This window comes from Burkholderia anthina, assembly GCF_902498995.1.
GTDB lineage: Bacteria > Pseudomonadota > Gammaproteobacteria > Burkholderiales > Burkholderiaceae > Burkholderia > Burkholderia anthina.
Map to the genome: position 1 here is coordinate 60,842 of NZ_CABVLY010000032.1, position 14,116 is coordinate 74,957.

Consider the following 14,116-nt stretch of genomic DNA (forward strand, 5'->3'; position numbering starts at 1 on the left):
GAAAAACGCCACGGAACCCGCGTTCCGTGGCGTTTTTTTATGGGCTTTCCGGTGAGCCACGACAGTGCGGGCGGGCCTCCTGACCGCGAACGCCCGCCGTCCGCCGTTACGCGACCTGCTGGCGCGAATGGCCGCCCGTCGGCGAACGCCACTGCGTGAGCAGCGTGTTCCACTTCTGGCGTACCGCGCGCAGGTTGTTCTCCTTGACGTGGCCGTAGCCGCGAATGCCGTCCGGCAGCGCCGCGAGCTCGAGTGCGAGCGGGCGGTTGGCTGCGCTCAGCGTGGCCGTCACTTCGCCGATCAGCGCTTCGTACTCGCCGATCAGCGCGCGCTCGGTGCGGCGCTCCTCGGTGCGGCCGAACGGGTCGAGCCCGGTGCCGCGCAGAAACTTCGCTTTCGCGAGCAGCCGGAACGCCGACATCATCCACGGGCCGTACGCCTTCTTCACGAGATGGCCGTGTGCATCCGTCTTCGCGAACAGCGGCGGCGCGAGGTGGAATTTCAGCTTCCAGTCGCCTTCGAATTGCGACGACAGGCGTGCGAGGAACGCGGGATCGGACTGCAGCCGCGCGACCTCGTATTCGTCCTTGTACGCCATCAGCTTGAACAGGTTGCGCGCGACCGCTTCGGTCAGCGGCTCCTGCACGGCGTCGCCGTCGGCCAGCGCGCGTTCGGCCGCCCGCACCTTGTCGACGAAGGCGGCATAGCGCGATGCATACGCGGCGTTCTGGTACGCGGTGAGGAACGTCACACGCTTCGCGATCAGTGCGTCGACCGCCTTCTTCGTGTGCAGCGCGATTACCGTGGCGCCCTGCGCCGGGCGTGCATCGCCGGCCGCAGCCTGCTTCACGCTCGCGAGGTCGTGCGCGGCGCGCCGGCCCCAGTCGAACGCCGCGCGGTTCTTCTCGACCGACACCGCGTTCAGCTCGATCGCGCGTTCGAGCGACGCGAGCGTGAGCGGCAGCCAGCCCTTCTGCCATGCGTAGCCGAGCACGAACGGGTTCGTGTAGATCGCGTCGCCGAGCAGCGCGAGCGCGAAGCGGTTCGCGTCGATGAAATCGACGGCCTCGCCGGCTGCCGCGCGGATGTCGTTCTCCGCGGACAGGCCCGGGAACGCCCAGTTCGGATTCTTGATGAACTCGGCGGTCGGCGTCTGCGCGCTGTTGACGACCACGCGGGTCGTGTCGTGGCGCATCCGCGACGTGCATTCGTCGCCGGCCGTGACGATCGCGTCGCAGCCGATCACGAGGTCCGCTTCGCCCATCGCGATCCGCGTTGCGTGGATGTCGGTCGGCGCGTGCGAGATCTGCACGTGGCTCATCACGGCGCCGCCCTTCTGCGCGAGGCCCGTGACGTCGAGCACGGTCACGCCCTTGTTCTCCAGGTGCGCGGCCATCCCGAGCAGCGCGCCGATCGTGACGACGCCCGTGCCGCCGACGCCCGTGACGAGCACGCCGTACGCACGCTCGATTGCCGGCAGCGTCGGTTCGGGAATCGGCGGCAGCGCACCGCCGTCGACCGCCACGGCCTTCGGCTTTTTCAACTGGCCGCCCTCGACCGTGACGAAGCTCGGGCAGAAGCCCTTCACGCACGAGAAGTCCTTGTTGCAGCTCGACTGGTTGATCTGGCGCTTCGTGCCGAACTCGGTTTCGAGCGGCTCGACCGACAGGCAGTTCGACTGCACCGAGCAGTCGCCGCAGCCTTCGCACACCGCATCGTTGATCACGACGCGCTTGGCCGGATCAGGATACGTGCCGCGTTTGCGGCGGCGGCGCTTCTCGGTCGCGCAGGTCTGGTCGTAGATCAGGATCGTCGTGCCTTCGATCTCGCGCAGCTCGCGCTGCACGTCGTCGAGCTGGTCGCGGTGATGGATCGTCACGCCCGGCGCGAGCAGCGCTTTCTGGCTGTCGTACTTTTCCGGCTCGTCGGTGACGATCACGATCTTCTTCGCGCCTTCGGACGCGAGCTGGTGCGTGATCTGCGGCACCGTCAGCACGCCGTCGACCGGCTGGCCGCCCGTCATCGCGACAGCGTCGTTGTAGAGGATCTTGTAGGTGATGTTCGCCTTCGACGAGATCGCCGCGCGCACCGCCAGCAGGCCGGAGTGGAAATAGGTGCCGTCGCCGAGGTTCGCGAACACGTGTTTTTCGTCGGTGAACGGCGCCTGGCCGATCCACGGCACGCCTTCGCCGCCCATCTGGCTGAAGGTGCTCGTGTTGCGGTCCATCCACACGGTCATGTAGTGGCAGCCGATGCCGGCGATCGCGCGCGAGCCTTCCGGCACGTTGGTCGACGTGTTGTGCGGGCAGCCCGAGCAGAACCACGGCTTGCGCTCGGTCTGCACGTGCGGCTTCGCGAGCGCCATTTCCTTTGCGTTGATCACCGCGAGCCGCGCGGCGATGCGTGCGCGCACGTCGGACGGCAGTTCGAACTTGTCGAGACGCGTCGCGATCGCCTTCGCGATGATCGCGGGCGACAGTTCGTAGTGCGCGGGCAGCAGCCAGTTGCCCATCGGCACCGACCATTCGCCGCCGGCGCCGTCCTTCTCGTCGAACTTGCCGAACACGCGCGGCCGTTGCGCATCGGGCCAGTTGTACAGCTCTTCCTTGATCGCGTATTCGAGGATCTGGCGCTTTTCCTCGACGACGAGGATTTCGTCGAGGCCGCGCGCGAATGCCTGCGCACCCTGCGCTTCGAGCGGCCACACGCAGCCGACCTTGTAGAGCCGGATGCCGATCCGCGCGCAGGTTTCGTCGTCGAGGCCGAGGTCGGTCAGCGCCTGGCGCACGTCGAGATACGCCTTGCCGCCCGTCATGATGCCGAAGCGCGCCTGCGGCGAATCGATCTCGATCCGGTCGATCTTGTTCGCGCGCACATACGCGAGCGCCGCGTACCACTTGTAGTCGAGCAGCCGCGCTTCCTGCACGAGCGGCGGATCCGGCCAGCGGATGTTCAGGCCGCCGTCCGGCATGATGAAGTCGGTCGGCAGCACGATCTCGGTGCGATGCGGGTCGATGTCGACCGATGCCGACGATTCGACCACGTCGGTCACGCACTTGAGCGCGACCCACAGACCCGAGTAGCGGCTCATCGCCCAGCCGTGCAGGCCGAAGTCGAGATATTCCTGCACGTTCGACGGGAACAGCACCGGCAGCCCGCATGCCTTGAAGATGTGTTCGGACTGGTGCGCGAGCGTCGACGATTTCGCCGCGTGGTCGTCGCCGGCGAGCACGAGCACGCCGCCATGCCGCGACGAGCCGGCCGAATTCGCATGCTTGAATACGTCGCCGGTGCGGTCGACGCCCGGACCCTTGCCGTACCACATGCCGAACACGCCGTCGTGCTTCGCGCCGGGATACAGGTTCACCTGCTGCGAGCCCCACACGGCGGTGGCGGCGAGGTCTTCGTTGAGACCGGGCTGGAATACGATCTGGTGGGCGGCGAGATGCTGCTTGGCCTTCCACAGCGACAGGTCGAGGCCGCCGAGCGGCGAGCCGCGATAGCCGGAGATGAAGCCGGCCGTATTGAGGCCGGCGGCGCGGTCGCGTTCCTGCTGGAGCATCGGCAGGCGCACCAGCGCCTGGATGCCGCTCATGTACGCGCGGCCGCGTTCGAGCGTGTATTTGTCGTCAAGCGTGACGGACTTCAGCGCGGCTTCGAGCGACGCGCGTTGGCCTGCGTCTAGCGGGGCATTCATTGAACTGTCTCCTCCACCCAGTTTGGGATCACCAAAACTTCAGTTGCTTCGACGTCTTGTGAACGTGTCGGCAGTGGCCGGCATATTGGCCGGTTTTAAGTGATGGTAGCACTGGGATAAACCCGCCGCCCACCGGCTGGCGTGCCGCGACGCATCACTGAAATCGCGCGAGGCGCTGAGTTACATCATGTAAAAGCATGTAAAGCCGCCCCCTTCTTCGTACAAATGCCGTTAATCTTGTCGGCCTGCCGGAGGTGCCCGGCCGCGTCGGCCCGATTCGACGCAACCGGGGAGGCGCCGGCAGTTTTAAAGGAGGTGCAATGAACACACGTCATATCCAGAGTTTCCTGATCGTGTCCGCCGCGTTTTTCGCGATGACCGGCCCGGTGCACGCGCAAGGCGCGAGCGCGCTGGCGGCAGCCGGCGTACAGATGCGTCAGATCGCGCCGGCGCAGGACGCCGACGCGCAGCCGGCGGCCTGCGCCGGCGCGCCGAAGGCGAGCGTGCGTTGATCCGTTTGCGCGGCCGTCGGGCCGCGCCGGAACGACAAAAGGGCGGGAATCTTGCGATTCCCGCCCTTTTTCTTTGTGCCGCCGGTTCGCGCGGACGCCCGGGCTACCCCGGGCGCAGCATCGCGCGATGGGTCAGGCCTTGTCCTGCACCACGCCGCGGCGGATCTGGTCGAGCTCGATCGATTCGAACAGCGCCTTGAAGTTGCCTTCGCCGAAGCCCTGGTTGCCCTTGCGCTGGATGATCTCGAAGAAGATCGGCCCGATCTGGTTCTCGGTGAAGATCTGCAGCAGCAGGTCGTCGCGCGCGCCGTCGATCAGGATCTTGCGCTTCTTCAGTTCGTCCAGCGATTCGCCGTGGTTCGGCACGCGGCGGTCGACCAGTTCGTAATACGTGTCGATCGTGTCGAGCAGCTTCACTTCCTTGCCGCGCAGGCCGTCGACCGCGCCGTAGATGTCGTTCGTGCCGAGCGCGATGTGCTGGATGCCTTCGCCGTGGTACGCATCGAGGTATTCCTGGATCTGGCCGGCCGTGTCCGAGCCTTCCTCGTTGATCGGGATCCGGATCTTGCCGCACGGCGACGTCATTGCCTTCGACTTCACGCCCGTCACCTTGCCTTCGATGTCGAAGTAGCGCACTTCGCGGAAGTTGAACAGGCGCTCGTAGAATTCCGCCCATTCCTGCATGCGGCCACGATGCACGTTGTGCGTCAGGTGGTCGATGTAGGTGAGGCCGTGGCCGGCCGGATTCGGGTTCGCGCCGGCGATCGGCTCGAAATCGACGTCATAGATGCTGATGTCGCCGATCGCGCCCGGCTGCGCGCCGTTCTTGCCGCGCCAGCGGTCGACGAAGTAGATCAGCGAATCGCCGATGCCCTTGATCGCCGGAATGTTCAGCTCCATCGGGCCCGTCTTGTTGTCGAAGCCCCATGCGCCGAGTTCGAGCGCGCGCTTGTACGCCTTCGCGGCGTCCTGCACGCGGAACGCGATCGCGCAGATCGACGGGCCGTGCAGGCGCGCGAAGCGCTGCGCGAACGAATCGGGTTCGGCGTTGATGATGAAGTTGATGTCGCCCTGACGGTAGACCGTCACGTCCTTGTGGCGGTGGCGTGCGATCGCGGTGAAACCCATCCGTTCGAACAGTTGTCCGAGTGCTTTCGGATCCGGTGCGGTGTATTCGATGAATTCGAAGCCGTCGGTGCCGACGGGGTTTTCCCAGTTGGGGATCTGCATGCCGTGTCTCCAGTGTGCTTTGCGATTCGCCCGGGCGTGACGAGGCTCGGGCCGGTTTCGTGTCGAAGGTGGCGCGCGCCACGAATCGGTTCATGCGACAAAGTGTAGCGGGCAGGGCGGAGCGTAAACTTGCGAACTTGATCGTCCGTGCCTACGATGGCGCAATTTCCAGTCTCAAAATAGTCGGTGGAGGGCAGAAAATGGCGCAGGTCGAATTGGATGCGATCGACCGGCGGATTCTCGCGATTCTTCAGCAGAACGGCCGGCTGTCGAATCAGGAGATCGCCGAGCGTGTGAACCTGTCGCCGAGCCCGTGTCTGCGGCGAATCCGGCGGCTCGAGGAGATCGGCGTGATCACCGGCTACGTTGCGCTGCTGGATCCGCAGAAGCTCGGTCTCGATCTGCTCGCGTACGTGAGCGTGCGGCTCGAGAAGCGCGGCGGCCTTGCGCCGGTCCGGGCCGACGAGACGTCCGCGCGTGCGGGCGCGACCCACGCGGAGCTGTTCCGCGCGGCCGTGCAGACCTGGCCGGAGGTGGTCGCGTGCCACGCGATGACGGGCGACATGGATTACCTGCTGCGCGTACAGGTCGAGGACATGGCGCATTTCTCCCGCTTCGTGCAGGAGCATCTGCTGCATCATCCGTCGGTGATCGACGTGAAGACGAGCTTTTCACTCGAATGCTTCAAGGAGACGACGGCGTTGCCGATCCGCTCGGTGCGCTAGCGTGCGGCGCCGCGAAGGAGGGAAAGGGAGAAGACCGGGCGCCGTGCGGCAGCCCGGTCGGCCCGATGTCACGCCGTCAGCGCGGCGGGCATCAGCGATTCGATGAACTTCGACGTGCGGTGTGCCTGGCGCTTGAGTGCGTAGTCGAACACCGCGGCCTGCTCCTGCAGCATCTCGGCGATGATCGTCGAGTGGTCTGCCGGCGGCAGCGACAGGTACGCGTCGGCTTCGCCGTACGCATACTCGATGCGCATCCCGGACTTCTTCGCGATGTGCATCATCGTTGCATTGCGCGACAGGCAGTGCATGTACAGCATCGTCACGCGCGTGTTGCGGCTGCGGATGGCCGCGCGCTCGAACAGCTTCGAGCCGACGCCGCGGCCGCGCGCGCTTTCGAGCACCGACACGCCGAATTCGGCCGTGCGCGTGTCGCCGTCGACCGGCAGGTATGCCAGATGGCCGACGCCGATCAGCTCGAGCGCGTGGTCGAACACGCCGAATACGGTGTCGCGACCGAAGTCGATCGTACGGACATAGTTCTCGATCACGTGGTCGGGGACCATCTGGCCGAAGCGCAGCAGGCGGTCCTCTTCGTCGAGCGAGAGAAAGTGGGTGAGCATTCGCTCACGATCTTTGGAAGCCAGTTCCCTGACGAGAACCGGCGCACTACCGGCGTTGCCGACTGCATCGGCGCGACCGTTGACTTGCGTGTTCATCGTGGGTTCCTCAGTGCGTGGCAGCACAGTGATTTGTGCATTGCAACAGCATTTTACCCGAGCAGGGTTGGGGAAAACCCGTATTTGACGTTATTTATGAAGAGGATGAATTCTAAATCCGCTTAGTTAATTTTCTATCTCTTTGATTTTTAACGGATTAAAAATTCATCACATGAAACGCGCGGCGAGCGATCGCAGTGTGCCCGCCACGCAACGCATGCTGCTGCGCGGCAATCACGCGCCTGGGGCCAGCCCGCGCTCCATCAGGTCGATGACCTGTTCGGCGAAGTCGCGGTAGCCGAGCCGGCCGCCCGGCTTCAGCCACGTGAACGTCCAGTTGATCATCCCGAACACCATCATCGTGACCGACGTCTGGTTTTCCTTCGAGATCCGGTCCGGATAGGCGCGCGCGAGCTGACGCGAGAAAGCCGCGACGATGTCGCGCTGGCGGTCGAGCACGATTTCGCGCTGCGCGTCCTCCAGATACTTCACGTCGTTGAGCAGCGCGACATGGCGGCTGTGCGACGTCTCGTACTCGGAGAGGAAGGCGCGCACGAGTTCGGCGAACGCGTCGCGCTCGCTGAGCCCGCGCCGCTGGCTCGCGCCCTCGACCTCCGCGATGATCAGCATCAACCGCTTCGTGTAGCGATCGAGCAGGTCGAACAGGATCGCTTCCTTGCTCTCGTAATAGTGATAAAGACGCGCCTTCGACGTGCCGCTCGCGGTCGCGAGATCGGACATCGACGTGCTCGGGTAGCTCGTCTGCGCGAATTTCTCGGCGGCGAGATCGAGGATCTGCTCGCGCTGGGATTCGTGGTCGGGCGCTCGGGTACGGGCCATGGTCGAATGCTGAAGAGTAGCGTTAGCGATGCGCGGCTGCCGCGCGCACCTGCGTGGAAGAGAGGGCGTTCGGCGCATCGTCCTGCAGCTCGAGCCGTCCGGCCGCCGCGAGTTCGCGACAGCGCCACCAGGCGATCGCGTCGCTGACGAACAGCCCGCCGCGGTCGGCGTCGGCCATGATGCCACCCACGAGCTGTCGCGCGGGCAGCCAGCCGGGTTGCGCATGCGTGACGATCAGCGCGTCGAGGTCGGCGTACTGGCCGCTCTTGATCGTGTTGCTGACCCAGTAGCGCAGTTCGGCATTCAGGTGTTTCGCTTCCTGCCATTCGAGCGCGAGGCGACCGATGCGCAGCACCGAGATCGGCGCGGCCACCGGCCGTTTGCGGGCCAGCGCCGCGGGCGAGAACATCCCGGTCGAGCATGCCTGGTCGCGGCGGGCCAGCGCCGCGCGTTCGGGCGCGTCGAGGTCGGCCGCGGACAGCCGGACTTCGTTCAGGCGCTGCGGCACGTTGCGCAGATGATAGGCGACGCGCCGCAGCAGCAGCTTGTCGCCGACGCTCGGCGCGTGCCAGACGACCACCTGGCCCGTATCCATCGCGAGCTGGTCGAGGCGTGCGAATTCGTGTTCGACTTCCGCGTTCCAGTCGGGAACCCGGTCGCCGAGCACGCGCTGCCAGAAGGCGGCGCGCGTGTCGGGCGTCTCGTCGGCGCCCTTCAGCGGCCCGACGGCGAGATCGTCGAGCAATCCGACGACGAGCTCGTCGCGTCCAGCCTGTGCGAGGGCCTCGCGCAGCGACGCGGCAGCGGTGCCGCCCTGAATCACGTGAATGGTACTCATCGGCCTGTCATCAACAAAAGAAAACCGCCGGCCGGGCGGACGTTGCAACGTCCAGCCGGCCGGCGGCCCCTAGTGTAAGCGAGATGTGTGACGACGAGAAACCGGTGCGGCGCGCCGATGCGACGCCGCTCAACGCTCGTCGAAGCTCACGACGACCTTGTCGCTGATCGGGTGGCACTGGCACGTGAGCACGAAGCCGTCCTTCACTTCCTGTTCCTCGAGCGTGTAGTTCTTCTCCATCCGGACTTCGCCTTCGACCACCTTCGCGCGGCACGTGCAGCACACGCCGCCCTTGCACGCGTACGGCAGTGCGAGGCCCGCGCGCAGGCCGACGTCGAGCAGGCTCACGCCTTCGTACGGCAGGCGCAGCTTGCGCCTCTTGCCGTCGAGCACGATTTCGAGGTCCGCCGCGGGCGTCTGGTCGGTGATCTCGACGACGGGCGCGCCGGCCTGCGGCAGCGGCGTGCCGAAGCGCTCGACGTGCACCTTCGCCTGCGGCACGCCGGCCGTCTTCAGCGCGGCTTCGGCCGCGTCCATCATCGGCGCGGGGCCGCAGATGAACGCTTCGTCGATTGCGTCGGCCGGCGTCAGCGTGTCGAGGAATTCCGCGCATTTCGCCTGGTCGAGCACGCCGTTGAACAGCTCGACGTCCTGCTGATCGTCCGACAGCACGTGGTACAGGACGAAGCGGTTCATGTAGCGGTTCTTCAGGTCCTCGAGTTCCTCCGCGAACATGATCGCGTCGACGCTGCGGTTGCCGTAGATCAGCGTGAACGTGCTGCGCGGTTCGAGTTCGAGCGTCGTCTTCACGATCGCGAGCACCGGCGTGATGCCCGACCCGCCGGAAAACGCGACGTACTGCTTGCCGAGGTCGGCATTCAGGTGCGTGAAGAAGCGGCCGTCCGGTGTCATCACGTCGATCGTGTGGCCCGGCTTCAGCGTGTCGAACGCGAAGTTCGAGAAGCGGCCGCCGCGCACGCGCTTGATGCCGATGCGCAGTTCGCCGTCGCGGTCGTAGTCGGTCGTGCCGACGCAGATCGAATACGAGCGGCGCGTTTCCTCGCCGTCGATGTGGGTCTTCAGCGTGACGAACTGGCCTTGCGTGAAGCGGTAAGCGTCGCGCAGCTCGGGCGGCACGTCGAAGGAGACGGTAACGGCGTCGGCGGTCTCGGGCCGCACGTCGCGGATACGCAGCGGATGAAATTGCGGGGTCGCCATGATCAATAGGGTTTGAAGTAGTCGAAGGGTTCGCGGCAGTCGACGCAGCGATACAGCGCCTTGCAGGCCGTGGACGCAAATTGCGCGAGACGCTCGGTGTTGGCGGAGCCGCAGCGCGGGCAAACGGGCGCCGCGACCGGCCGCGGCACGAAGCGCACGACGTTTTCCCGCGGCGCGGTGCTGCCGCACTGGCCGACGGGCGGCGCGATGCCGTACTCGCGCAGCTTGTCGCGCGCTTCCTGCGTGATCCAGTCGGTCGTCCACGCGGGCGCGAGCACCGTCTCGATCCGGTGCGGCGGCAGGTCGGCGGCGTGCAGCGCGGCGGCGATGTCCTCGGCGATCTGCGACATGGCCGGGCAGCCGGAGTAGGTCGGCGTGATCACGACTTCGAGCAGGCCGTCGTCCGCACGACGGACGTCGCGCAGGATGCCGAGCTCGCGGATCGACACGACCGGGATTTCGGGATCGGGCACCGCTTCGAGCACGTCCCACGCGCGCGCGAGCAACGGATCGTTGCGATGCGCGGCGGGTGCGGCGTTGGCGGGGGCGGCGGTCTGGACGGACATCGTCGGGCTCTCCGTTGGGTCGGTCGATTACCAGGTCGCGCCGGGATGCTGGCGTGCGAGGCTCTGCATTTCCGCGAGCAGGTAACCCATGTGTTCCGAGTGCTCGCCCTGCTTGCCGGTCGTTACGTGCTGCACGGGCGCCGGCAGGGTCAGCGTCGCTTCCGCGAGCGCATCGTCGACATCCGCGCGCCATGCCGCTTCGAGCGCGGCCGGTGCCGGGGCGATACCCGGCGCGGCGACGGCGTCGTCGATTGCGTCGGCTGCGAAGAATTCGCGCGTGTACGGCATCAGATAGTCGAGCGCGGCCTGCGCACGGCGATGCGATTCGTCGGTGCCGTCACCGAGGCGCACCAGCCATTCGCGCGCATGTTGCACGTGATAGCGGGTTTCCTTCACCGATTTCGCGGCGATCGCGGCGAGTTGCGTGTCCGTCGACGTTTCGAGCGCGGTCCACACGTGCAGCATCAGCGTCGCGTAGAGGAAGTTGCGCACGATCGTCACCGCGTAGTCCTTGTCGGCGTGCGCGGTGCCGGCGATCGGGCCGTAGTGCGGCAGTTCGGCGAGCGTGAAGTTCGCGAACTCGCGCTCGGTGCGAAAGTAGGCGTAATCGTCTTCCGTCTTTGCCGCGCCGTTGAGCTGGCGCTCGAGTTCGGCCGCGTGCGTATACAGCATGCGCGCCTGGCCGATGAGATCGAGGCTCATGTTGGTGAGCGCGATGTCTTCCTCGAGGACGGGGCCGTGGCCGCACCATTCGGCGTTGCGCTGACCGAGGATCAGTGCGTTGTCCGCGAGGCGCAGCACGTAGGAGAGGTGTTCGGGCGTGATCGTCATGGCGCGGCGTTACATGTGGTTGACTTCGTCGGGCAGCGTATAGAACGTCGGGTGACGGTAGATCTTGTCGCCCGCCGGCTCGAACAGCTCGGCCTTCTCGGCCGGATCCGACGCAGTGATCGCCGACGACGGCACCACCCAGATGCTCACGCCTTCCTGGCGGCGCGTGTAGACGTCGCGCGCCATGCGCAGCGCCATCGACGCGTCGGCCGCGTGCAGGCTGCCGCAATGCTTGTGGTCGAGGCCCTGCTTGCTGCGCACGAACACTTCCCAGATCGGCCATTCCTTGTTCATCACTCTCTCCTGAATCCTGTATTCGATGGTTGCCGCTCAGGCGGCGTGCTGTTCGGCGCGGGCGCGGCGCTTCGCTTCGTGCGCGAGCGCGGCTTCTCGCACCCATGCGCCGTCGTCGTGCGCCTTCACGCGGGTCGCGAGGCGTTCCTTGTTGCACGGGCCGTCGCCGTTGACGACGCGCCAGAATTCATCCCAGTCGATCGTGCCGTAGTCGTGGCGGCCGCGCGCTTCGTTCCATTTCAGGTCCGGGTCGGGCAGCGTTACGCCGAGCACCTTTGCCTGGTCGACCGTCGCGTCGACGAACTTCTGCCGCAGATCGTCGTTCGAGATCCGCTTGATGCCCCATTTCGACGACTGGCTGCTGTGGACCGAATCGGCGTCGCTCGGGCCGAACATCATCAGCACCGGCCACCACCAGCGGTTCACCGCCTGCTGGACCATCGCGCGTTGCGCGTCGGTGCCCTTCATCATCGACAGCAGCGCGTCGAAACCCTGGCGCTGGTGGAACGACTCTTCCTTGCACACGCGGATCATCGCGCGTGCGTACGGCCCGTACGTGCAGCGGCACAGCGGGATCTGGTTCATGATCGCGGCGCCGTCGACGAGCCAGCCGATCACGCCGACGTCGGCCCAGGTCGGCGTCGGGTAGTTGAAGATGCTCGAATATTTCGCCTTGCCGGCGTGCAGCGCATCGATCAGCGAATCGCGCGATACGCCGAGCGTTTCGGCTGCGCTATAAAGATAGAGGCCGTGGCCGGCTTCGTCCTGGACTTTCGCGAGCAGGATCGCCTTGCGCTTCAGGCTCGGCGCGCGCGAGATCCAGTTGCCTTCCGGCAGCATGCCGACGACTTCCGAGTGCGCGTGCTGCGAGATCTGGCGCACCAGCGTCTTGCGATAGGCGTCGGGCATCCAGTCCTGCGGTTCGATCTTGCCGTCCGCGGCCATGATCGCGTCGAACCGCGCTTGCTCGGGCGACTCGGCTGCGGCGTCGAGTGGCGCGACGTTGCCGGGGATGTCGAGGGATTGCGTGTACATGGCGGAGGTTCTCGTCCGGTTGAATGTGTGCGAAGTATAAACCAACCGACCGGTCGGTTAATAAATTTCTTGAGGATTTCCGGCGAGACTCGGGTAAACGTGGGGCGTCGGGGCGGGATCGTCGTGTGAGAAGGCAATCCGTCGCGTGAGGCGGGCGGCTTCTGCGGCACAATGCCCGCTTTCCGATGAGGATTTCGCCGATGTCATTTCGAAGCAGTTTCGTCGCGACCGTACTGGGCGCGTCCGTTTTCCTGTCGCCGCTCGCGGCCTCGGCCGCGCCCGCCGGGTGGGTCGCTGCGTGGGCGACCGCGTTGCAGCCGATTCCCGACCTGGCTGCGCCGCCGCCGCTCTATCGCGCGCCCGATGTGGCCGGGCGGACCGTCCGGCAGATCGTCTACCCGACGGTATCGGGGCGTGCCGCGCGAATTCGCGTCAGCAATGCATATGGCCGCGCGCCGCTGGTGATCGAGAATGCCGGTCTTGCGCGTGCGGGCGACGGCGCCGCATTGGCGGAACCCTCGGTTGCGCCGGTGCGCTTCGGCGGCAAGGCGTCGGTGACGCTCGCACCGGGCCAGGAACTCGAAAGCGATCCGGTGGCGATCGACGTAACTGCCGGGCGACCGTATGCGATCAGTCTCCGGATGGGGGCGAACCAGCGGATGACCGTCTGGCACCGTGTGTCGAACCAGTTCAATTACGTGTCGGCGCCGGGCGATCATGTGGACGATCCGGGCGCCGGCGCCTTCCGTACCCGCTTTACTCAATATGCATGGGTGACGGAGCTGGCGGTCGAGGCAGGTTCCGCGCGGGCGAGTGTCGCGGCGATCGGCGACTCGATCACCGATGGACTGCGTTCGAGCTTGAACCGGAACCAGCGCTGGCCGGACACGCTGACGCGTCGGCTGACTGCGTCGGGTGCGGATTCGCTGGGCGTGGTGAACCTCGGCATCAGCGGGAACCGGCTGCTGAGCGACTCGGCGTGCTACGGCACGTCGCTGGCGTCGCGGTTCGGGCGCGATGCGCTGTCGCGCTCGGGTGTGAAGGCCGTGATCGTGCTGATCGGTATCAACGACATCAACTTCGCGGCGATGCCGCCGCGCGCGGGGCTCGATTGCGACAGCCCGCATACGCAGGTCACGGCTGCGTCGTTGATCGATGGCTATCGCCGATTGATCGAGGCCGCGCACCGCCAGGGCGTGAAGGCATTCGGTGCGACGCTCACGCCGGCGGCGTTGCCGGCCGGACGCGAAGCGATCCGGCTCGAGGTGAACCGGTGGATTCGGAGTGGCGGCGGGTTCGACGGCGTGGTCGACTTCGACGCGATATTGCGTGATCCGGCTCGCCCGAGTGTGCTGCAGCGCCGGTATGACAGCGGCGATGGCATTCACCCGAGCGATGCCGGCTACGCGGCGATGGCCGAAGCGGTGCCGGTGGAGCAACTGCAGGCCGCGGCCGGCGGCAAGTGACGGCGTCTTATATATAGAGTGATGAGCTGTGGGTAAGGTCGGATTCGCAGCCCGCACGTTGCTCGTTGCCCCCAAAGCCTCCGTGCGCGGCAGCGCACGGAGGCTTTTTCAAAATATTTTCACAAAGGGGCTTGCGGAGATGAGGGTG

The 14,116-nt window shown here is 66.1% G+C and carries 13 protein-coding genes; 3 read left to right on the forward strand and 10 right to left on the reverse strand.

Annotated elements, in window-relative coordinates:
- Positions 1–106: 106 nt before the first annotated feature.
- A complete protein-coding gene (locus tag BME24068_RS30450; protein WP_174928268.1) occupies positions 107–3,697 on the reverse strand; it encodes an indolepyruvate ferredoxin oxidoreductase family protein in 3,591 nt (1,196 codons plus the stop codon).
- A 320-nt stretch (positions 3,698–4,017) separates the two neighbouring features.
- Here BME24068_RS30450 and BME24068_RS30455 point away from each other — a divergent pair, with 320 nt between their 5' ends.
- Positions 4,018–4,209, forward strand: a complete 192-nt coding sequence (locus tag BME24068_RS30455; RefSeq protein ID WP_174928269.1) for a hypothetical protein — start codon at positions 4,018–4,020, stop codon at positions 4,207–4,209.
- A 132-nt stretch (positions 4,210–4,341) separates the two neighbouring features.
- Here BME24068_RS30455 and hppD read toward each other — a convergent pair whose 3' ends face one another.
- Positions 4,342–5,439 (reverse strand): 4-hydroxyphenylpyruvate dioxygenase, encoded by a 1,098-nt coding sequence (hppD, locus tag BME24068_RS30460; protein WP_096508217.1) that lies wholly within the window; start codon positions 5,437–5,439, stop codon positions 4,342–4,344.
- Between the two features lie 200 nt (positions 5,440–5,639).
- On the opposite strand from hppD, the gene BME24068_RS30465 reads away from it, so the two are divergent.
- Positions 5,640–6,164 carry an Lrp/AsnC family transcriptional regulator gene (locus BME24068_RS30465; protein ID WP_096508218.1) on the forward strand — a complete coding sequence of 175 codons (525 nt, stop codon included), beginning with the start codon at positions 5,640–5,642 and terminating at the stop codon, positions 6,162–6,164.
- 68 nt (positions 6,165–6,232) lie between these two features.
- Here BME24068_RS30465 and BME24068_RS30470 read toward each other — a convergent pair whose 3' ends face one another.
- From BME24068_RS30470 to paaA, 8 genes are all read right to left on the reverse strand, one after another.
- Positions 6,233–6,880 (reverse strand): GNAT family N-acetyltransferase, encoded by a 648-nt coding sequence (locus BME24068_RS30470; protein WP_096508219.1) that lies wholly within the window; start codon positions 6,878–6,880, stop codon positions 6,233–6,235.
- Positions 6,881–7,114: 234 nt separating this feature from the next.
- Positions 7,115–7,720: a TetR/AcrR family transcriptional regulator gene (locus BME24068_RS30475; RefSeq protein ID WP_096508220.1), complete on the reverse strand. Its 606-nt coding sequence runs from the start codon at positions 7,718–7,720 to the stop codon at positions 7,115–7,117.
- 22 nt (positions 7,721–7,742) lie between these two features.
- Complete coding sequence (locus BME24068_RS30480; protein WP_174928270.1) at positions 7,743–8,558, reverse strand: DUF1835 domain-containing protein; 816 nt, start codon at positions 8,556–8,558, stop codon at positions 7,743–7,745.
- 129 nt (positions 8,559–8,687) lie between these two features.
- The gene (paaE, locus tag BME24068_RS30485; protein WP_096508222.1) at positions 8,688–9,776 is read right to left on the reverse strand and encodes a 1,2-phenylacetyl-CoA epoxidase subunit PaaE; all 1,089 of its coding nucleotides are present in this window, start codon (positions 9,774–9,776) and stop codon (positions 8,688–8,690) included.
- 2 nt (positions 9,777–9,778) lie between these two features.
- Positions 9,779–10,342, reverse strand: a complete 564-nt coding sequence (gene paaD, locus BME24068_RS30490) for a 1,2-phenylacetyl-CoA epoxidase subunit PaaD (protein WP_096508223.1) — start codon at positions 10,340–10,342, stop codon at positions 9,779–9,781.
- Positions 10,343–10,369: 27 nt separating this feature from the next.
- Positions 10,370–11,173, reverse strand: coding sequence for a 1,2-phenylacetyl-CoA epoxidase subunit PaaC (gene paaC / locus BME24068_RS30495; RefSeq protein ID WP_174928271.1), 804 nt, complete (start codon positions 11,171–11,173; stop codon positions 10,370–10,372).
- Positions 11,174–11,182: 9 nt separating this feature from the next.
- Positions 11,183–11,467: a 1,2-phenylacetyl-CoA epoxidase subunit PaaB gene (paaB, locus tag BME24068_RS30500; RefSeq protein WP_006752453.1), complete on the reverse strand. Its 285-nt coding sequence runs from the start codon at positions 11,465–11,467 to the stop codon at positions 11,183–11,185.
- Between the two features lie 36 nt (positions 11,468–11,503).
- A complete protein-coding gene (gene paaA, locus BME24068_RS30505) occupies positions 11,504–12,502 on the reverse strand; it encodes a 1,2-phenylacetyl-CoA epoxidase subunit PaaA (RefSeq protein WP_096508225.1) in 999 nt (332 codons plus the stop codon).
- 200 nt (positions 12,503–12,702) lie between these two features.
- Here paaA and BME24068_RS30510 point away from each other — a divergent pair, with 200 nt between their 5' ends.
- Positions 12,703–13,968 (forward strand): SGNH/GDSL hydrolase family protein, encoded by a 1,266-nt coding sequence (locus tag BME24068_RS30510; RefSeq protein ID WP_174928272.1) that lies wholly within the window; start codon positions 12,703–12,705, stop codon positions 13,966–13,968.
- Positions 13,969–14,116: the final 148 nt, after the last annotated feature.

Bases quoted from the DNA above. Each gene is read 5' to 3' on its own strand.
- BME24068_RS30465 (WP_096508218.1), top strand. From the start codon at position 5,640: ATGGCGCAGGTCGAATTGGATGCGATCGACCGGCGGATTCTCGCGATT.
- paaB (WP_006752453.1), bottom strand. From the start codon at position 11,467: ATGAACAAGGAATGGCCGATCTGGGAAGTGTTCGTGCGCAGCAAGCAG.
- paaA (WP_096508225.1), bottom strand. From the start codon at position 12,502: ATGTACACGCAATCCCTCGACATCCCCGGCAACGTCGCGCCACTCGAC.
- BME24068_RS30455 (WP_174928269.1), top strand. From the start codon at position 4,018: ATGAACACACGTCATATCCAGAGTTTCCTGATCGTGTCCGCCGCGTTT.
- paaD (WP_096508223.1), bottom strand. From the start codon at position 10,342: ATGTCCGTCCAGACCGCCGCCCCCGCCAACGCCGCACCCGCCGCGCAT.
- BME24068_RS30450 (WP_174928268.1), bottom strand. From the start codon at position 3,697: ATGAATGCCCCGCTAGACGCAGGCCAACGCGCGTCGCTCGAAGCCGCG.
- BME24068_RS30475 (WP_096508220.1), bottom strand. From the start codon at position 7,720: ATGGCCCGTACCCGAGCGCCCGACCACGAATCCCAGCGCGAGCAGATC.
- BME24068_RS30480 (WP_174928270.1), bottom strand. From the start codon at position 8,558: ATGAGTACCATTCACGTGATTCAGGGCGGCACCGCTGCCGCGTCGCTG.
- paaE (WP_096508222.1), bottom strand. From the start codon at position 9,776: ATGGCGACCCCGCAATTTCATCCGCTGCGTATCCGCGACGTGCGGCCC.
- BME24068_RS30470 (WP_096508219.1), bottom strand. From the start codon at position 6,880: ATGAACACGCAAGTCAACGGTCGCGCCGATGCAGTCGGCAACGCCGGT.
- paaC (WP_174928271.1), bottom strand. From the start codon at position 11,173: ATGACGATCACGCCCGAACACCTCTCCTACGTGCTGCGCCTCGCGGAC.
- hppD (WP_096508217.1), bottom strand. From the start codon at position 5,439: ATGCAGATCCCCAACTGGGAAAACCCCGTCGGCACCGACGGCTTCGAA.
- BME24068_RS30510 (WP_174928272.1), top strand. From the start codon at position 12,703: ATGTCATTTCGAAGCAGTTTCGTCGCGACCGTACTGGGCGCGTCCGTT.